Below are 18505 nucleotides of genomic sequence, written 5' to 3'. Positions count from 1 at the left end.
GGTGCCACCACGATGGCCGACGAGTCCCGCCATGGACCTGACACGGCACTGACACGGTCCCGGCCGTGGCAAGATCGGCCAGGTGCAGATCGGGTTGCTGGGTTCTTTCGAGGTGCGCACGGCTGACGGCACCCTCGCCGACGTACCGGGCGCCCGGCTGCGCGGGCTGCTGGCCGCCCTCGCGCTCGACCCGGGTCAGGTGGTCCCGAAGGCGGCGCTCGTCGACTGGATCTGGGGTGAGCACCCACCCGCCGACGCCGCGAATGCGTTGCAGCGCCTGGTTTCCCGGCTGCGGAAGGTGCTGCCGGAAGGCTCGATCGACGGCCGGCCGAACGGCTACCGGCTGGCGGTGGAGCCCGACGCCGTCGACGCCGTGCGGTTCGAGCGCCTCATCGGCCGGGCCCGCGAAGACGATGACCCACGGCGGTTGCGCGAAGCCCTCGCGTTGTGGCGCGGTGCGGCCATGCAGGACGTCGGCCTGCAGGAAAGCGCGACGTTCGACGTGGCGGTCACACGGCTCGAAGGGCTGCGCCTGACCGCGCTGGAGGACCGGTACGACGCGGAGATCGGCCTCGGCCACGGCGCGAAGCTGGTCACCGAACTGACCGACCTCGTGGCCGCGAACCCGGTGCGGGAACGGCTGGTCGCCGCGTTGATGCGGGCACTCGTCGCGAGCGGCCGCGAATCCGAGGCGCTGCTCGTGTACCAGCGCACGCGGGAAATCCTGGCCGAGACACTCGGCGTCGACCCCTCACCGGAGCTGTCCGCGTTGCACGTCGCGTTGTTGCGGGGCGAGCTGGGACGGCAGGCGGAGGTCCGGAAGACCAACCTGCGCGCCGAACTGACCAGCTACGTCGGCAAGGACGCCGATGTCGCCGCGGTCGTCGAACTCGTCGCCGAGCACCGCCTCACCACCCTGGTCGGTCCCGGCGGTTCGGGAAAGACCAGGCTGGCCACGGAAACCGCGCGCACGCTGCTCGGCGTCCTGCCGGACGGCGCCTGGCTGGTGGAACTCGCACCGCTCGGTGTGGACGGTGACGTGGCGCAGTCGGCGCTCGCCGCGCTCGGCCTGCGGGACGCGCTGCTCAGCGGGGCCCCGGACGCGGAACCGGTGGAACGGTTCGTCGCCGCGGTCCGCGACCGGTCGATGGTGCTGATCCTGGACAACTGCGAGCACGTGATCGAATCCGCGGCCGCGTTCGCCCACCGGGTCCTGGGGGAATGCCGGCGACTGCGGATCCTCGCGACGAGCCGGGAACCGCTCGCCATCTTCGGTGAGGCGCTGTGGCCGGTCGCGCCGCTGGTCCTGCCCGCGGAGGACGCCGGCCCCGCCGAAATCGAGTCCTCCCCGGCCGTCCGGCTGCTGCGGGAGCGCGCCGGCGCGGTACGCAGCGACCTCGCGATCGACGCCGGCGGCTGGTCGACCATGGCACGCATCTGCCGGGCGCTGGACGGCATGCCGCTGGCCATCGAACTCGCCGCGGCCCGGTTGCGCACCATGTCCCCCGACCAGCTCGCCAACCGGCTCGACGACCGGTTCCGCCTGCTGACCGGCGGCAGCCGCACCGCCCTGCCGCGGCACCGGACGCTGCGCGCGGTGATCGACTGGAGCTGGGAACTGCTCTCCGACGCCGAACGGGTGGTGCTGCGCAGGCTCTCGGTGTTCGCGGGCGGGGCGAGCCTGGAAGCGGCCGAACGGGTCTGCGCGGGCGACACGGTCGAGGCGGGGCAGGTGCTCGAACTCCTGACCGCGCTCGCCGAGAAGTCGCTGGTGGTCATCGAAGGCGACGGGGCGCCGCGCTACCGGATCCTCGGCATGATCAGGGAATACGCCGGGCACCGGCTCGCGGAGGCGTGGGAGGCGGACCTCGCGCGCCGCGCCCATCTCGCCTGCTTCACCGAACTCACCGAAACCGCGGACCCGCACCTCCGCCGCGCCGAGCAGCTGGACTGGCTTGCCGCGCTCGAAGCGGAGCACGACAACATCACCGCCGCGATGCGCAACGCGATCGCGGCAGGCGAGGCCCGTGGGGCGATGCGGCTCGCCGCTGCCGCCGGGTGGTACTGGTGGCTCGGCGGACGCAAGGTCGAGGGCAACGAGCTGATCATGGCGGCCGTCGCCCTGCCCGGCGAAGTGGACGACGAGAGCCGTGCCGTGGTGTACGCGTTCATCGTCACCTTCATGACCTCCGGGCTGGGTGACCAGCACCAGGCGGCGAAGTGGATCCACCAGGCCTACGAGAGCGGCAAGCGGGCGCGGGGCAAGCACCCGGCACTGACGTTCACCGGTCCGCTGGAGCGCATGGTGCAGGCACCGGAGACGGCCGCTTCGGCGTTCGAGCCGCTGCTCGGCGACGCGGACCCCTGGGTGCGCGCCCTGGCCCGGCTTCACCTCGGCAAGGTGCGGGTGGCGATCGGGCACGAGGGCCGGGAGGCTGACGACTACTTCGAAGCGGCGCTCGAAGAGTTCCGCGCGCTCGGTGAGCGGTGGGGCATCTCGTTCGCCCTCGCCGAACTGGCGACCCGGACCGCTGTCCGCGGTGATTTCGCGGGCGCGCACGAGTACTACGAACAGGCGGTCGTGGTCGTCACCGAGATCGGTGCCATCGAAGACATCGTGCGGATCCGGGCACAGCAGGCCCTGTTGCACTGCCTACGGGGTGACGGGCCCGCCGCCGCGGCCGCGATGGCCGAAGCGCAGCGGGCCGCGGAACGGGTTGTCTGGCCGAGCCCGCTGGCCGAACTGGCGCTGGCGAAAGCGGAGCTCGCGCGCTGGCGCGGTGACACCGGACAGGCGCACCGGCAACTCGACGTGGCCACCACCATGCTGGGCGAGGATGCCGAGCGGACGAACGTCCGCGCGGTGCTCCAGAACCTGCGGGGCTACCTCGCCGAGGATCTCGACGAAGCCCGCGCACACCACGCCGCGGGCCTGGAGGTGGCTTCCGAGGCGGGCTACGCGCCGCTCCTGGCCCAGGTCCTCGTCGGAATCGCGGACCTGGCCCTGCGGGAGCGGCAGCACGAGCAAGCCACCCGGCTACTCGCGGCGGCCCACAGCGTGCGGGGCCTACCAGACCGTTCGCAGCCGGACTCGGCGAGGATCGAGCAGGCCGCGCGGCGCGACCTCGGTGATGCGCGGTTCACCGAGGCCACGCGAGAGGGGGCGGAAGCGGACTGGCGGGAGCTGGCCGCGGTCACGCTCGCTGGATGATTCCGTGGCATCAGCCCACGGGCGCGACCGACTCGATGTTGGTCACCGTGAATTCTCGCTGCGCATCACGCAGATGACACCAGGAGACCAGCCAACGGCCGTAAAGTTGATTCGGCTGGATTTCCCGCACGGTCCGGTTACCGGTCTTGTTCCGGTAGGTGATCAGCACATCTCGCTCGTGGTCGAGCGCATCGGCCAGCAGGATCAGCTCGGTGTCGGTCAGGCCCGAACCCAGCTGCGCCAGCCGCTCGAACGTCTCCGACGGGGCGCCGTCCTCCCCTCCGGGGTCCGCGAGCAGGTGTTTCGCCAGCTCCGCCGCCCCCAGCCGCGCCCTGGGCGCGGTCCGCGCCAGTGCGCGGCGGGGTGCGGCCGCACGGTGCTCCTGCCGCTGCTCGACGATCACCGTGCCCGTGGCGTCCTCGGGAACCGGAGAGAATCCCGCCGCACGCAACCGCGCCAGCAGGTCGTCCAATTCGTACGGACTGGACAAAACGGTCGGCGCCACCCGCGCCAGCGACAGTTTCGCCAGCGACCGGGTGTGCAGTACCTCGGTGATCATGGTTTCGTCCGCCACCACACACGAGCGCATTCCCCGCACCCGGACCTTGCCGTGCTGCCGGGCCACATCCGCGACCAGGTACTCCAGCGATTGCGGCAGCGGACGAGCCGAAACCGCCGCCAGTTCGGTGCGCAACCGCTCGGCGGTCCACCCCGCGTCGAATGCCGCCCGGACACTGGCCGGGCTGAACCGCCACACCTCCGCGGCGCCCCGGGCCTCGCTCACGGCGGCTGCTCCCAGCAGTCGAGCGACCGCCACCGTCGGCCGGCCGGACACCACCGCGGTCAGATCCGACTGGAGGATCACCGCGCACGGCGTCTCCACCAGCACGCCGGCCACCCGATCGGCCAGCCCGTCGACCCGATCCCCTGGCTCGGCGTCGACAAGCCCGCCATCGAGAAGAGCCACCAGCTGCTCACCGCAGTCGGTCAGCACATCGGTGGCGACCACGCCCAGCAGTTCCGCCTCCCGCACGGCAGCGTCCACTTTGTCCTGCAACTGCGCGCTTTCATAGTCGTGCAGAGGGAAGAACCAATCGATCTGCGCACCGACGGCCCGTACCGAAAGCCCGTGGCGCGCCGCCCGCAGCAGGGCGCGCCGCAGCGCTCCCGCCGCCGAAGCCGAGGGCAACGGCGGGGGTAGTTCCTTGTCTCCCTGGATCTCACGGCTGGTCGGTGCGTGCTCCAAGGTGAACCACGCGGTCGCCAGCTCTGCCCATTGGTGAGCCGGCGGCTCCTCCCGCCACCTCTCGTACTGTTCGGTCGGCGCATAGCCCCCGTCCGTCCGGCCCAGCAATCCGGCCGCGTACGTGAGGTCGATCCCCAACGCCAGCACGTCGGCAGGCAGCGTCAGCCGCGAAGCCAGCCGAGACCGCTCCCGCGGCCCGACGCCACCCTTCTTCAACGCCGCGATCGAATTCGAGCGCGCCTCGTCCAGCAGCGCGGTGACCCCGCTGAGCAGGTCCTGCACCGCCGCCTGCGCGGTGGCCAGTGCCGCCCCCGTCTCGACCGCGGCCGGAGCGATCGGTGGCCGTCCGGTCACCAGCAGGTCCTGCTGCGTCAACCAGGCCGCGACGCTGACCTCCCGGGGCACCTCCCACCGGTTGTTCACGCGCACCGCCAGGCCCGTGGCAGCCAGCACGCGATCGGCGCTCCTAGCGTCGCCAAGCGCGGCATAACCGTGGTGGTACAGGCCGTAACCGTGGCGCAACTGGTCCACGCGGTCCAGCGCGGGCGCGGGCAGCGCACGCACCACGTCGACCATCGCGCGGACATCGGACACCACCTCGACGAGCCGGGCGACCAACTCCGTTTTACGCAGTCCGGCCGTCTCGATACCCAGCGCGTCGGCCACCGTCCGCAGATCCGCGAGCAGCGCCGACCGCGCGATCGCGGCGAGCGGACGGCCACCGCCGATCTCGGCCGCCCAGTGCTCGGCCAACCGCTCCGGCAGGTGCACCGTCCCGGCCTCCGGCCACGCCAGCCCACGCCCGCACAACTCGTGCAGCGCGACGCGCACAGCCGATGGCGATGCCTCGACCAGGCGCGCCACCGACTCGACCGTGGCAGGCGAACCCAGCGCGGCCACCGCCTGCCCCACCACGATCGCGTCCCGATCGACCGACCGCAGCGCCACGGCCAGCGATTCCGGCGCGCTCAACCGTTGCGCCAACTGCTCGAACCCACGCGGCACCGGTTCGATCCGCACGTCCGGTCGCGCCCGCAGCAGCCCGGTCAGCGCCACCTCGTCCAACCCGGCCAGGTACTCGGCGAACGATCCTGCAGCCATTCCGGCATTGTGCCGAACCCCCACTGCGCCGCCGCACCGTCCCCCAGCGCTGTCGCGGAAACAACACTGCCCGCACGCGATAACGCGTACGGGCAGTGTGTGTCGAAAAAGAACTATCGGGTGGACCCTTACGAGCACTTACTCGAACAAGGTGACCACCGACGGGGGTCCGGGGGCAGAGCCCGCCGGGCGGGGCCTGGGGGTTGCACCCCCAGAAAACACGGCGGAACAGAAAAGGCTCGCGCTCTCCGCGAGCACGAGCCTGCCATCTGTGGAGCTGAGGGGAATCGAACCCCTGACCTTCTCGATGCGAACGAGACGCGCTACCAACTGCGCTACAGCCCCTGAAAGCTCGTTCAGCATAACAGTGGCTGTGCGCCGCTCGTGGTGGGGGTCTTATTCCCCGGCGGCGCGACGGAAGGATCGCTGACCTGGGTCGTCGAGTTCGTGGAAGGCGGGGTCCTCGTCCTCCGGGTCGACCACGACGGCGTGCCGCCGCAGGCGTGAGGTCGGCGAGGGCTTGCGTTCCGGGACCTCGCGGCGCGGCGGGGCCACCGGCTCCGCCGTCGTGTCCTCGTCGCGTGCCGGTCGCCGGGTGACCCGCGTGCCCGCGCTCAGGCGCGACAACCGCCGCTGCCGGATCTCACTTTCGATCCGCACCTGCCGGCGCAGGTACGCGAGGTACCCGACGAGCACCAGGTCGATCGCCCCGTGCGCCCACCACACCAGCGGCGTCAGGAACGCGGCCAGCCCGGCGGTGACCACGGCGAGCACCAGCAGGATGACCACCACGCGCTGCCGGTAGGCGTACTTCGCCCTGGCCGCGATCTCCGCGGCTTCCGGGTCGTACCCACCGCGGCCCGGCCGGTACTGGCGGTTGCCCTCGCGCGGCTGCGGCAACGGCGGCAGGTCCCGGCCTGCGGGCTCCACGTCGTCGAGGTCGTCGAGGTCGTCCACCTCGTCTTCGAGGTCGGCGTCGACCTCGTCGTACTCGTCGGCGTCATGGTCGCGCTTCCCGGTCTCGGACATCGCGAACTCCTCTCGCCCCTCGTGGCGTGTGCTCCCGCTCCGCACGACCCTGGCGGCCAACGCGGAGTCGGCGGTGCGCGCGATCTCCTGGCGCTTGCGCGCGATCATGGGAACGAGGACGACGAGCCATGCCGCGGCCAGCGCGACGATGATCAACGAGCTTGGCATCTCCCGTCACCTCCCCCGACGTGAACTCTCCTTCGTTCGTCACGTTAGTCACAGGAGTAACAGATCGCCGGAAGGCTCGCCGGTTCTTATTCCGGAACTTGTCACCGAATTAGGTGAAAACGGTTTGATGTGGTAAAGGCCCCTCGACCAGCTCACTCGTAGTCAGCGAGCCCGGCCGCGATCAGCCGAGCGGTGAGCCCCGGGCCTGCTTCTTCCGCGGTCAGGCCGAAGAGCAGGTGGTCGCGCCAGTCCCCGGCCACGTCGAGGTAACGCTGGAGCAGGCCCTCCTGCCGGAATCCCGCCTTGGTCAGCACCCGGACGCTCGCGGTGTTCTCCGGCCGCACGGTGGCCTCGATGCGGTGCAGCCCGGACACCCCGAAGGCGTGGTCCACCACCAGCGCCACGGCCGCCGTCGCGACGCCGCCCCGGACAGCCGAAGTGGACACCCAGTACCCGACCCACGCGGACCGCAGCGAGGCTCTGATCACATTCCCCACGGTGATCTGCCCGGCGAAGCGGCCGTCCACGGTGATCGTGAACGGCAGGCACTGCCCGCGCCGGGCCAGCGAGCGCAGCGCGGACCACTGCGGCGGCCACGACCAGACCGAGTTCCGCTCCGCCCAGGTCCCGGTGCCGCTGGGCTCCCACTCCTCGAGGTGCTCGCGATCCCGCAACCGCGTGCGGCTCCACTCGCCACCGTCGCGCAACCGCACCGGCCGCACCACGACCACACCCGCGGGCACCCGGAGGGGACCGAGCTTCGCCGGCCACCCGGGATGCCGGCCTTCGACGCCGTAGAGCTGCGACACCCCGGTCAGCCGCGCTGCGCCAGGAAGGTCACCTTCACCTCGTCGCCGGCGGCCACTTCGGTGAGGTCCTCGTCGATGTTGATCAGGCAGTTCGCCTCCGCCAGTGAGGCCAGCAGGTGCGCGCCGGAGGTGCCGAGCGGCTGCACCAGGTACTCGCCGTTGGCCTCGTCCCGCAGCAGCTGCCCGCGCAGGAAACCCTTCCGCCCCTTGGTGGAGGTGATCGGCGACAGCAGCCGCGCGCCGACCACGCGGCGGTGCGGGTTCCGCGTGCCGCGTGCCGCGCGGATCAGCGGGCGCACCAGCACCTCGAAGACCACCAGCGCGCTCATCGGGTTGCCGGGGATCAGGAACGTCGGCACCGCGTCCGGGCCAAGCCTGCCGAAACCCTGCACCGAGCCGGGGTGCATGGCCACCCGCGTCAGGTCGATGCTGCCCAGCTCGGCCAGCGCCGCGTGCACCTCGTCGCCGGAACTGCCACCCGCGCCACCGGCCACCACGACCACTTCGGACATCAGCAGCCTGCCTTCGACCACCTCGCGCAGCCGCTTCGGGTCGCTCGCCACGATCCCGACGCGGCTCACCTCGGCTCCGGCGTCGCGGGCGGCGGCGGCCAGCGCGTAGGAGTTCACGTCGTAGACCTGCCCGACCGACGGCGTGCGGTCGATGTCCACCAGTTCGTCCCCGACGGACACAATGGACACCCGCGGCCGCGGGTAGACCAGCACCTTCGCCTTGCCGACCGCGGCGAGCAGGCCGACCTGCGCCGAGCCGATGGTGTCGCCCTGGCGCACCGCGACGTCGCCGATCTGCACGTCCTCGCCGGTCCGCCGGACGTACCCGGCCGACGGCACCGACTTGTGCACGGTCACCTTCGCGTGGTGCCCATCGGTGTAGGCGGTGGGCACCACGGCGTCGGCGAGCGTGGGCAGCGGTGCGCCGGTCGCCACGCGCACGGCCTGGCCCGGCTGCAACCGGCGCGGCTGTCTCGAGCCGGCCGGGATCTCGCCGACCACCGGCAGCTGCACCGGTTCCTGGCCGGCCGTGCGCACGTCCACGCTGCGCACCGCGTACCCGTCGACGGCCGCCTGGTCGAAGCCGGGCAGCGCGTGCTCGGCCACGACCTCCTCGGCGCACAACAGTCCCTGCGCCTCCGAAATCGCCACGCGCACCGGCCGCGGGCGTACCGCGGCTTCCAGTGCGAGGGCGATCTGGGCGTCGACGGAGCGGAACTCGGCGAGTTCCTCCGCGACACCCTCCGCTGGCGCGGCGGGTTTCGGCGCGTCGGGGACGTCAGGCGCGTCTGGGGCGGTCATCGGCTCGCGTTCTCGATTCGTTCGGTCAACCAGGTGCGCAGCGACGGCCCGTACTCGGGGTCGTCGAGCGCGAAGTCGACGGCTGCCCGCAGGAAACCGCCGGGGTTCCCGAGATCGTGCCTGCCGCCGCGGTGGACCACCACATGAACCGGGTGCCCCTCGGCGATCAGCAGGGCCACCGCGTCGGTCAGCTGGAGCTCCCCGCCGGACCCGGGGGTGATCCGGCGCAGCGCGTCGAAAATGGCCCTGTCCAGCAGATATCGCCCGGCCGCGGCGTAGGTGGACGGCGCGTCCTCCGGCTTCGGCTTCTCCACCATGCCGTGCACGCGCTTCACATCGGGGTCCTCCGTGTCGGTCACGTCGAACACCCCATAGGGGGAGATCTGCTCGCGCGGGATGTCGAAGGCGCAGAGCACGCTGCCGCCCTCCTTCGCCCGCACCGCGGCCATCCGGGAGAGCACGCCGGTCGGCAGCACGAGGTCGTCCGGCAGCAGCACGGCGACGGCTTCGTCCTCGTCGGTCAGGTTCGGCTCGGCCTGCGCGACGGCGTGGCCGAGGCCCAGCGCCTGCTTCTGGATGGCGACGTCGACTTCGAGCAGGGCGGGAGCGCGGCGGATCTTCTCCAGCAGGTCGGTCTTGCCCTTGGCGGACAGGGTTTCCTCGAGTTCGGGGGCGGGCCGGAAGTAGTCGACCACCGACTCCTTGCCCGGTGAGGTGACGATCACCAGGCGCTGCGCCCCGGCTTCGGCGGCCTCTTCGGCGACCAGCTCGATGCCCGGCCGGTTGACCACCGGCAGCAGCTCTTTCGGCACGGCCTTGGTGGCCGGCAGGAATCGAGTGCCCAGCCCGGCGGCAGGCACGATGGCGGTTCGGAACGTCTGCGTGATTTCGGCGCCCGTCATGGGCGCAAAGCCTAACCTGAGCTGGTGCGGACGGCGGGCAATGAGCACCTGAGCAAGGCGGAGTGGCGCGAACTGTTGACCGGAGCGAGGTCGGCCGTGCCGATCGCGCGCCGGGTGGCCGAGGCGGGCGCGCTGGCCCGGCACGTCGCCGAACTGCCTCGCGCGACGACCGTGTGCGGCTACGTACCGTTCGGTTCGGAGCCGGGTTCGCTCGCGCTGCTGGACGTGCTCCTCGCCGCGGGTTCACGGGTGCTGCTGCCGGTGGTGCCGCCCGCTCCCGGACCACTGGACTGGGCCGAGTACACCGGCTCGTCTTCGCTGGCACCGGGCCGGTTCCGGGGCGTGCTGGAACCCACCGGCGACCGGCTGGGCGAGTCGGCCGTCGAGCTGGCCGAACTGGTCCTGGTGCCCGCGCTCGCCGTCGATCACCACGGCGTCCGGCTGGGCCGGGGCGCCGGGTTCTACGACCGTTCGCTCGGAGCCACTTCGCGCGCCGACCTGGTGGCGATCGTGCGTGACGAGGAACTGGTGCCGCGGCTGCCCGCCGAAGCGCACGACGCCCTGATGAGCGGCGTCCTGCTGCCCGGACGCGGCCTCGTCCGCCTTCCCCTCACACCGCCGGGATCTGCTTCTTGAGCAGGCAGAACACGTTGCCCTCCGGGTCGGCGAGCACGTACCAGCTCTCCTCGCCGGTCTGCCCGCAGTCGGCGTGGGTGGCCCCGGCCGCGAGCAGGCGGGCGAGCTCGGCTTCCTGGTCGCGGTCGGTCGGGCTCACGTCGATGTGCAGGCCCAGCTTGGCGGGCTTCGGGTCGGTCGAGGCGTTGAGTACCAGCGTCGGCTGCGGCCCGCCGAAACCGGTGTCCGGCGGCCCGATCTCGATGTCGTCACCCTCGCGGCCCAGTTCGACGTAACCGAGCACCTCGCACCAGAAAGCGGCCAGCCGGGCGGGGTCGTGGGCGTCGAGCACGAGTTCACTGATCCTGCATGCCATCGTGGCAGGCTACTTCGACCAGGTCAGAGCGGTGTGACGAACACTGGTTTGCACTGGGGGAATGATCTGACGCACAATTAGGGTTAGCACTCTTGAGCCCAGAGTGCCAATGTCCGAAGGAGCAGCTGTGCCCACGTACCAGTACGCCTGCAAGGAGTGCGACCACCGTTTCGAAGCGGTCCAGTCGTTTTCCGACGACAGCCTGACCGAGTGCCCACAGTGCACCGGTCCGCTGCGCAAGCTTTACGGTGCCGTCGGCGTGATCTTCAAGGGGAGCGGTTTCTACCGCAACGACTCGCGTTCCGACTCGAAGTCCGGTGCGTCCTCGAAGCCGGCTGAAACCGCGGCCAAGAGCGACTCGAGTTCGAGCAAGAGCGACTCGTCTGCTTCCTCTTCGACCACCTCCTCGGCGTCGTCTTCGTCCTCGTCTTCTTCCAGCAGTACCACGACGAAGACCGCCGCCGCTTCCTGAGCCACCGAGTTGTCCACAGGCGACCGCTTGTCCACAGGCCCCGCCTGATCACCTCGCTCACCCCACCCCCGCGCCCCTAACGTCGAAGGCGCGGGGGATCACCAAGCCGATCCCCCACCGGACAACGGGGGAAACCGTGCACCTCTTCGAAGACCTGGCCGATCGCCTGAACGCGCTGGTCAACAGCCGTCGCCTACGGGTATCACTGGCCGCGCTGCTCGCGCTGACCGCCGTCGCCATAGCACTCTCACCGGTGTTCATGCCGCCCGGCCCGGCCGGTGAACCCACCTTGGTCGCCGCGCGCGATCTGAGCCCGGGCACCCTGTTGGCCCCAGCTGACACCAAAGTCATCCACATCCCCGGCGAGCTACGCCCGTCGGGTGCGCTGTCCGGTTTCCGCGAGTCCGGCGAGCGCCTGCTGACCAGCGCGGCACGAGCCGGTGAACCCCTCACGGATGTTCGCCTGGTTTCCCCTTCTCACGGTCCGCCCGGCACCTCAACCGTGCCCATCCGCTTGGCCGACCCGGATGTCGCCGACCTGCTGCACCCGGGCACCCGCGTAGACGTCGTCGCCGCCGACGCCCACCGACGCCAACTGGCCTCCGCCGTCACCGTGGTCACCGTCGTCACCCCCACCGGCGACTCCCCGAAGCTCCGCTCGAACTCCACCCAAGGCCCACTGGTCCTGATCGCCGTCCCCTCCGACGCCGCCACCCCCCTCGCCTCCGCCGCCCTGGACACCCCCGTAACCATCACCCTCCGCTAACCCACCCACCACCCAACCCACCCCAGCCCAACCGCACCCAGCCCAGCCCAGCCGCACCCAACCCAGCTCTCCCCGGCGCCCCGCCTCCCCATCCCTGCCCAGCCCAGATGCACCCAGCCACCACCTGCCACCTGCCGCCCAAGCCCTCCCCCGACGCACCCAGCCTCCCCATCCCTGCCCAGCCCCTGACGCACCCAACCCGCCCGCCGCCCGACCCCACACTCCCTGCCCAGCCCCCTGACACTCCCGACCCATCCGCCGCCCGACCCCACAATCCCTGCCCACAGATCCCGCCATGCCGCGCCCGGTCCAGCCGCGCTTCCCACGCATCTCGCCTCGCACCCCCGCCTTACGCCGACGCCTTCCCAGCCTCTTCCGCCCTTGCCGCCCAGCGACGCGACCGTTGCCACCAATGTGGAACTCACCTACCTGAACGCGGAGTTCGCCTTCCTGAACGTGGAACTCAGCTGCGCGAACGTGGAGTTCGGCCGCATGAGTGTGGGGTTCGGCTGCGGGAGTGTGGGACTCGCGGGGGTGCCATGCCCCGATGGAGGCCTCGCTCCGGCGGCCGAGTTCCACGCTCGGGCACGCGAATCCCACACTCAGGCGGCCGAATCCCACGTTCAGACGGCCGAACCCCACACTCAGGCACGCGAGTCCTACATCCAGGCAGCCGAACTCCACACTCAGGCAGCCGAAGCCCGCACTCGGGCAGCCGTGTTCCGCACTCGGGTACGTGAATCCCACGTTCAGGTAGCCGAACCTCACGTTCGGGCGGCCGAGTTCTACGTTCGTGGGCCCTTGGCGAGCGAGGTTTCCGGGCGAGCGGTGGGTGGCCGGGAGGGCACCGAGGCGTGGGCGGTGGCGAGGGTGGGGTCGGGGCACTGGCGGGAGTGGCGGGGGGCGAGGTGGGTGGGTTTTGGCGCGCCGGGGGGTGCGGTTGCGATTACGCTCCGGTGGCGTTTGGTCCCCGTCGGAAAGGAGAAATACCTGTGCTCAAGGGCTTCAAGGACTTCCTGATGCGCGGCAACGTCGTCGAGCTGGCGGTGGCGGTCGTCATCGGCACGGCGTTCACCGCGATCGTGACCGCCTTCACCAATGGGCTGATCAAGCCGTTGATCAACGCCATCGGTGGGTCGGATGCCGCCCAGGGGCTGGGCTTCTTCATCTTCGCCGGCAACCAGGGCACGTTCCTGGACTTCGGCGGCGTGCTCAACGCGGGCATCAACTTCCTGATCGTCGCCGCGGTGGTCTACTTCCTGTTCGTGCTGCCGCTGCAGCGGGTGCAGGAGCGCCGCAAGCGCGGCAAGGAGGCCGGGCCCGCCGAGCCGACCGACGTCGAGTTGCTCAAGGAGATCCGCGACCTGCTCCGCCAGCAGCAGCGCGACAACCGCGACACCGACTGAAACCGAACCTCAGCGATCGTGGTGGGGCGGCCGGTTTTCGTGGTACCAGCTGTCCCGGTCGCCGCCGGGGGGCTCCGGGTCGCGTTCGTCGGAGGTGGTCTCCGGCAGCACGTCCCCGAAGATCTCCTCGACCCGGCGGCGATCGCGGTCGGCTGGCGGTTCGGTCATCAGGCCTCGTTCAGGCCGGAGAGTTCGTCGATCACGTAGGGCACCAGCGCGGAGAGCGTGGCCATGCCGTCGCGCACCGCGGCTCGCGAGCCCGCCAGGTTGACCACGAGCGTGCTACCGGATACCCCGACCAGGCCCCGCGAGATGCCCGCGTCGACCGCGCCGGCGGCCAGGCCGGAGGAACGCAGGGCCTCGCCGATCCCGGGGATCGGGCGGTCCAGCACACCGACGGTGGCGTCGGGCGTGACGTCGCGCGGGGACACGCCGGTGCCCCCGACGGTGACCACCAGGTCGGCCCCGCCGATCACGGCGGTGTTCAGCGCGTTCCGGATGGCCACGGTGTCGGCGTGCACCACCACGGTGCCGTCGACGATGAACCCGGCTTCTTCCAGCAACTCGGTGACCAGCGGACCGGCGGTGTCGTCGACCTCGCCGTGAGCGGCACGGTCGTCCACGATCACCACAAGGGCACGGCCCAGCCGTTGTGCACTGCGTTCCATGTGCCCACCGTAGCGCTAATCGGCACCACGCGATCACTGCGCGCCTCCCGGCCGCCGGGGATGTGACGGAAGTCTGACGGATGCCTCGCGACGCTGCCGCGAAGCCACCGCCCGCACCTAGCGTGACCGGCGTGCGAGTACTCCTCACCGGCGGCGCCGGGTTCATCGGCTCCCACATCGCCGACCAGCTCAGCGAGGCGGGCGACGAGCCCGTCCTCCTCGACAACCTGGCCCCGACCGCGCATGCGCGGGTCACCCCGGACTACCTCAGCGAGCACCGGTTCGTCCACGGCGACGTGACCGACGCCGACCTGCTCGCGGAACTCCTCCAAGGCGTGGACGCCGTCTGCCACCAGGCGGCGATCGTCGGGCACGGGGTCGACCCGTCCGACGCGCCCGCCTACGCCTGGCACAACGACTACGGCACCGCCGTCCTGCTCGCGGCCATGCACCGCGCGGGCGTCGGCAAGCTGGTGCTCGCGTCTTCGATGGTCGTCTACGGCGAAGGCCGGTACGCCTGCGCCGAGCACGGCACCGTCCCGCCCGCACCCCGGTCGAAGTCCGATGTGGACGCCGGGCGGTTCGAACCCCGGTGCCCCCGCTGCGGCGCGCAGCTCGAATCCCAGCTTGTGCCCGAGGACGCACCACTGCACCCGCGCAGCACGTACGCCGCCACCAAGCTCGCCCAGGAACACCTGGCCGGCGCCTGGGCCCGGCAGACCGGCGGCCAGGTGTGGGCCCTGCGCTACCACAACGTCTACGGCCCACGGATGCCGAAGAACACCCCGTACGCCGGGGTCGCCTCCCTCTTCCGTTCGGCCCTCGAACGCGGCGAAGCGCCGACCGTGCTCGAGGACGGCCGTCAGCGGCGCGACTTCGTGCACGTCGACGACATCGCCAGGGCGAACGTGCGAGCCCTGTACGCCGAGCCGCCCAAGGAGATCACCGCGGTCAACATCTGCTCCGGCGTGCCGCACACCGTCGGCGACCTGGCGGAAGAACTGGCCCGAGCATGCGGCGGCCCGGCACCGCGCATCATCGGCGGCGCGCGTCCGGCCGACGTGCGGCACGTGGTCGCCGATCCCGCCCTCGCCGAAAAGCTGCTCGGCTTCACCGCGCGCGTCGGTTTCGCCGAGGGCGTGGCTGACTTCGCGACCGTCCCACTGCGAGGCAGCTAGGCGCTGTCCTGTGAGTCTGGTCGATGGGCTTCGTGATCCAGGTGGTTCCTGGCGGTGCGGGCGATTCGGCCTCGTACTGGCCGTACTCGGCCGAACTCGCCCGTGCCGCCAGGGGCCGCCTGGGCGCTGAGAGCGCGACCTTGACTCGCAGGACAGCGCCTAGACCGCCAGCGGCAGGTGCACCTCGAAACGGCAGCCAGGGCCGTGGTTGCGCACCAAGATTCGACCCTTGTGCGCCTCCACCAGCCCTTTCGCGATCGCCAGGCCGAGCCCGCCGCCCGCGCCATCGCGCTCCGGCGTCCGGGCTCGTGTGCCCCGGAAGGCGACGTCGAAAACCCGGCCGATCTCGTCGTCGGGGATGCCGCCGCAGCCGTCGTCGACCGCGATCAGCGCCTCCGCGCCGTCCACCCCGATCTGCACCGCGACCGTGCCGTCCGGCGGCGTGTGCCGGATCGCGTTCGACACCAGGTTCCGCACGATCCGCGCCAGTTCCGGGTCGCTGCCGCTGACCACCGGCGCCCCTTGCGCGTACGCCTCGACGCGCACGCGTTTCCGGTGTGCCACCGGGGTTTGCGCGGCGATGGTGTCGCTGACGACGTCCTGCAGCGGCACCGCGGACATGGTCAGCCGCAACGCGCCCGCGGTGATCCTGGACAGCTCGAACAGGTCGTCCACCATGCCCGACAGGCGGGTGGTCTCGCCGCCGATGCGCTGCGCGTACCCGGCGACCTCGGCGGGCTCGCACACCACGCCGTCCGCCAGCGCCTCGGCCATCGCGCGGATCCCGGCGAGCGGGCTGCGCAGGTCGTGGCTGATCCACGCGACCAGTTCCCGACGCGACGCCTCCGCCGCGCGCTCCCGTTCACGCGCCTCCCGCTCCCAGACGCTGCGCCGCGCGATCGCCCGGCCGAACAGGATCGCGCAGGGCACGGTCACCAGCGCGACCAGCAGGCACACCAGCAGCATCGTGGTCAGCGTCGAGTTGAACATGAACCCGCTGACCCCGAGCACCCCGGTCAGCGTGGCGACCAGCGGGATCAGCACCAGCACGGTCAGCGTGCTGGCCAGCGAACCGCGGCGCAGCCGGTAGAGCAGCAGCCCGCCCACCACGGTCACCGGCAACGCGAACAGCAACGCGAACGGCAGGATGTGCCACGCGTGCGTGAGCATGGCGCCGAAGGATTCGTCCGACTCGATCATCGCGCGGCCACCGGGTCGTAGCGGTAACCGACGCCCCACACCGTGGCCACCCGCACGGGTTTCGCCGGTTGCGGCTCGATCTTCTCGCGCAACCGTCGCACGTGGACGGTCACCGTCGACTGGTCGCCGAAGTCCCAGCCCCAGACCTTCTCCAGCAGATCGCTGCGTGAATAGGCGGTGCCGGGATGGGTCAGGAAGAAGGCCAGCAGGTCGAACTCGCGCGCGGTCAACGGCAGCTCCACACCGCCGAGCGTGGCGTCCCGCGCGGTGGTCCGCAGCACGAGATCACCGTCGCGCAGTTCCTCCGCGGGCGCGACGGGACGGCTGGGCATCCGCGCCCGCCGCAGCACCGAGACCACCCGCAGCGCCAGCTCGCGCGGGCTGAACGGCTTGGTCACGTAGTCGTCGGCGCCGAGTTCGAGCCCGGCGATCCGGTTCTCCTCCTCGCCGAGCGCGGTCAGCAGCACCACCGGCACCTGGCTCGTCCGCCGCAACCGGCGGCACACCTCCAGCCCGCTGATGCCCGGCATCATCACGTCGAGCACCACGAGGTCGGGCGCCCGCTCGGCGAACGACCGCAGCCCGTCCTCACCGCTGCCGGCGACCTCGACGGTGAACCCGGCGACCTCCAGGTACCGGCGCACCACGTCGCGCACGGTCTCGTCGTCGTCGACCACGAGCACGCGACCGCTCTCCTGCGTCATGCCAGCTCCTACCAGTACGTGAAGACCAGATGGTTCACCACGAGCGCCGTCGCCGCCTGCGCGAGCAGCCACCAGCGCCTGCCGGGCGCGGGCAGCAGTGCCGCGGCGGGCAGCAGCCACACCGCGAACGGTAGCCAGATCCGCTCGGTTTCGGCCTTCGAAAGCCCGGAAAGATCCGCGAACGCGACCACCAGCAGCGCCGCCAGCCCGAGCAGGACCACCGGATCCGACCAGCGACCGGCGACCGTGCGCCGGATTCCTGCCACCAGTGCCGGGCCGATCGCGATCGCCAGGCACGCCAGGTTCGCCCAGACCCAGTAGCCGTACGGCCGTTCGCTGGCGATGCCCTGGTAGTACCGCTCGACGACCAGGTGGTAGCCGTCCAGCCACCAGAACCCGGCCAGCGCGAACACCGCCACCACCGCCAGTGCGCCCGCCAGCGCGAGCCCGAGCGCACGCCAGCTGCGCACCACCGCGAGCGCGATCAAGCCGATGAGCACCAATCCGTACGAGAGGAAGATCCCGAAGCCGAGCACCACCCCGGCGAGCAGGGCGAGTGGCGGTCGCCGCCGGGACAACGCCAGCAGCGCGATCCCCGTCGCGGTCACCCCGGCAAACAGCCCGTCGGCCGAGACGCCCAGCCAAATCGCACCGGGGAACAGCGCCGCGAACGGCACCATCGCGCGAGCCGCATCGGGCCGTCCGAGCGCGCGAACGGTCACCGGGACGGCCACCGCGAACAGGCAGCCGACCAGGACGCAAACGGTTGCGGCCCAGGCCCCGCCACCGAGGCCGGCGCGGTCCAGCCAGACGAAGACCAGCGTGGCGCCGGGTGGGTGGCCGGACACGTGAGTGGTCCACGAATCGGGCTGGAAGTCCAGGATGCGGGAGCTGAACTCGCGCAGCATGACCGGGATGTCGGTGATGCCGGGGACTTCGTGCAGGTACTCGTGGTCGCTTTCGAGCCGTCCGGCGAACCCCGTGCGGAAGCCGTCGACCAGCGCGAGCGCCATCGTCCAGCAGACCGTGACGCCGTAGCCGAGCGCGAGCAGCGGCCGCCACGAAAGCCGTTCGGCCAGCGACGGTCCCCACATCACCACGGCAGCGGCGATCAACACGGCGAACAGCGAGCCGGGGCCGACGCGCGGCAGCCAGTCGCCGTAGAGCGGCGGCGCGAACGCGAAGATGACCACCCCGGAGCCGGGGCGGTTGAAGTGGATCCCGAGCGCGGTGCCGAGCGCGACCAGTACCCCGGCGGCGCCGACGGCGAGCAGATCGCTTCGGAGCGCGACGGACTCGCGCGGCTGGACGTCGACCACCAGCGCACGGTAAGCCGTGCGG

At 71.3% G+C, this 18505-nt stretch carries 17 protein-coding genes and 1 tRNA gene; 6 read left to right on the top strand and 12 right to left on the bottom strand.

Annotated elements, in window-relative coordinates:
* Positions 1 to 82: 82 nt before the first annotated feature.
* A complete protein-coding gene (locus L3Q67_RS15335) occupies positions 83 to 3211 on the top strand; it encodes an ATP-binding protein (protein WP_499190134.1) in 3129 nt (1042 codons plus the stop codon).
* A gap of 10 nt (positions 3212 to 3221) precedes the next feature.
* Here the strand turns inward: L3Q67_RS15335 and L3Q67_RS15330 are convergent, their stop codons facing one another.
* From L3Q67_RS15330 to L3Q67_RS15305, 6 genes are all read right to left on the bottom strand, one after another.
* Complete coding sequence (locus L3Q67_RS15330) at positions 3222 to 5558, bottom strand: helicase-associated domain-containing protein (RefSeq protein WP_499190133.1); 2337 nt, start codon at positions 5556 to 5558, stop codon at positions 3222 to 3224.
* Between the two features lie 272 nt (positions 5559 to 5830).
* Positions 5831 to 5903: transfer RNA gene (locus L3Q67_RS15325), tRNA-Ala, on the bottom strand.
* A 51-nt stretch (positions 5904 to 5954) separates the two neighbouring features.
* On the bottom strand, positions 5955 to 6755 hold the full coding sequence (gene sepX / locus L3Q67_RS15320) for a divisome protein SepX/GlpR (RefSeq protein ID WP_499190132.1): 801 nt from the start codon (positions 6753 to 6755) through the stop codon (positions 5955 to 5957).
* A gap of 152 nt (positions 6756 to 6907) precedes the next feature.
* Positions 6908 to 7573: a GNAT family N-acetyltransferase gene (locus tag L3Q67_RS15315; protein ID WP_499191543.1), complete on the bottom strand. Its 666-nt coding sequence runs from the start codon at positions 7571 to 7573 to the stop codon at positions 6908 to 6910.
* Complete coding sequence (gene glp / locus L3Q67_RS15310; RefSeq protein WP_499190131.1) at positions 7570 to 8877, bottom strand: molybdopterin molybdotransferase MoeA; 1308 nt, start codon at positions 8875 to 8877, stop codon at positions 7570 to 7572. The genes L3Q67_RS15315 and glp overlap by 4 nt, the downstream gene beginning before the upstream one ends.
* The gene (locus L3Q67_RS15305; RefSeq protein ID WP_499190130.1) at positions 8874 to 9779 is read right to left on the bottom strand and encodes a UTP--glucose-1-phosphate uridylyltransferase; all 906 of its coding nucleotides are present in this window, start codon (positions 9777 to 9779) and stop codon (positions 8874 to 8876) included. Before L3Q67_RS15305 ends, glp begins: the two co-directional genes overlap by 4 nt.
* 24 nt (positions 9780 to 9803) lie before the next feature.
* On the opposite strand from L3Q67_RS15305, the gene L3Q67_RS15300 reads away from it, so the two are divergent.
* Positions 9804 to 10415, top strand: a complete 612-nt coding sequence (locus tag L3Q67_RS15300; protein WP_499190129.1) for a 5-formyltetrahydrofolate cyclo-ligase — start codon at positions 9804 to 9806, stop codon at positions 10413 to 10415.
* Here L3Q67_RS15300 and L3Q67_RS15295 read toward each other — a convergent pair.
* Positions 10390 to 10770, bottom strand: a complete 381-nt coding sequence (locus L3Q67_RS15295) for a VOC family protein (protein ID WP_499190128.1) — start codon at positions 10768 to 10770, stop codon at positions 10390 to 10392. The two genes, L3Q67_RS15300 and L3Q67_RS15295, sit on opposite strands and share 26 nt — an antisense overlap.
* 127 nt (positions 10771 to 10897) lie before the next feature.
* Between L3Q67_RS15295 and L3Q67_RS15290 the strand changes: the two genes are divergently transcribed.
* The 3 genes from L3Q67_RS15290 (at position 10898) to mscL (ending at position 13414) form a co-directional block, all read left to right on the top strand.
* Complete coding sequence (locus L3Q67_RS15290; RefSeq protein WP_499190127.1) at positions 10898 to 11242, top strand: FmdB family zinc ribbon protein; 345 nt, start codon at positions 10898 to 10900, stop codon at positions 11240 to 11242.
* Between the two features lie 136 nt (positions 11243 to 11378).
* A complete protein-coding gene (locus L3Q67_RS15285) occupies positions 11379 to 12008 on the top strand; it encodes a CpaB family protein (RefSeq protein ID WP_499190126.1) in 630 nt (209 codons plus the stop codon).
* Between the two features lie 992 nt (positions 12009 to 13000).
* On the top strand, positions 13001 to 13414 hold the full coding sequence (mscL, locus tag L3Q67_RS15280; RefSeq protein WP_499190125.1) for a large conductance mechanosensitive channel protein MscL: 414 nt from the start codon (positions 13001 to 13003) through the stop codon (positions 13412 to 13414).
* A gap of 9 nt (positions 13415 to 13423) precedes the next feature.
* Here the strand turns inward: mscL and L3Q67_RS15275 are convergent, their stop codons facing one another.
* Together L3Q67_RS15275 and L3Q67_RS15270 are read right to left on the bottom strand one after the other, a co-directional pair.
* On the bottom strand, positions 13424 to 13582 hold the full coding sequence (locus tag L3Q67_RS15275; RefSeq protein ID WP_499190124.1) for a hypothetical protein: 159 nt from the start codon (positions 13580 to 13582) through the stop codon (positions 13424 to 13426).
* Positions 13582 to 14082, bottom strand: coding sequence for a MogA/MoaB family molybdenum cofactor biosynthesis protein (locus L3Q67_RS15270; RefSeq protein ID WP_499190123.1), 501 nt, complete (start codon positions 14080 to 14082; stop codon positions 13582 to 13584). The genes L3Q67_RS15275 and L3Q67_RS15270 overlap by 1 nt, the downstream gene beginning before the upstream one ends.
* A 131-nt stretch (positions 14083 to 14213) precedes the next feature.
* Here L3Q67_RS15270 and L3Q67_RS15265 point away from each other — a divergent pair, with 131 nt between their 5' ends.
* A complete protein-coding gene (locus tag L3Q67_RS15265; protein WP_499190122.1) occupies positions 14214 to 15260 on the top strand; it encodes a Rossmann-fold NAD(P)-binding domain-containing protein in 1047 nt (348 codons plus the stop codon).
* 159 nt (positions 15261 to 15419) lie between these two features.
* On the opposite strand, the gene L3Q67_RS15260 is transcribed toward L3Q67_RS15265, so the two are convergent.
* The 3 genes from L3Q67_RS15260 to L3Q67_RS15250 are packed head-to-tail and all read right to left on the bottom strand — an operon-like array spanning position 15420 to position 18486.
* Complete coding sequence (locus tag L3Q67_RS15260; RefSeq protein WP_499190121.1) at positions 15420 to 16460, bottom strand: sensor histidine kinase; 1041 nt, start codon at positions 16458 to 16460, stop codon at positions 15420 to 15422.
* Positions 16457 to 17164, bottom strand: coding sequence for a response regulator transcription factor (locus L3Q67_RS15255; RefSeq protein WP_395897916.1), 708 nt, complete (start codon positions 17162 to 17164; stop codon positions 16457 to 16459). Before L3Q67_RS15255 ends, L3Q67_RS15260 begins: the two co-directional genes overlap by 4 nt.
* 8 nt (positions 17165 to 17172) lie before the next feature.
* Positions 17173 to 18486, bottom strand: coding sequence for a hypothetical protein (locus L3Q67_RS15250; protein ID WP_499191542.1), 1314 nt, complete (start codon positions 18484 to 18486; stop codon positions 17173 to 17175).
* Between the last annotated feature and the right edge of the window lie 19 nt (positions 18487 to 18505).

This window comes from Saccharothrix sp. AJ9571 (assembly GCF_021725495.1).
Classification (GTDB): Bacteria; Actinomycetota; Actinomycetes; order Mycobacteriales; family Pseudonocardiaceae; genus Amycolatopsis; species Amycolatopsis magusensis.
This window is presented reverse-complemented; position numbering and strand designations above follow the sequence as displayed.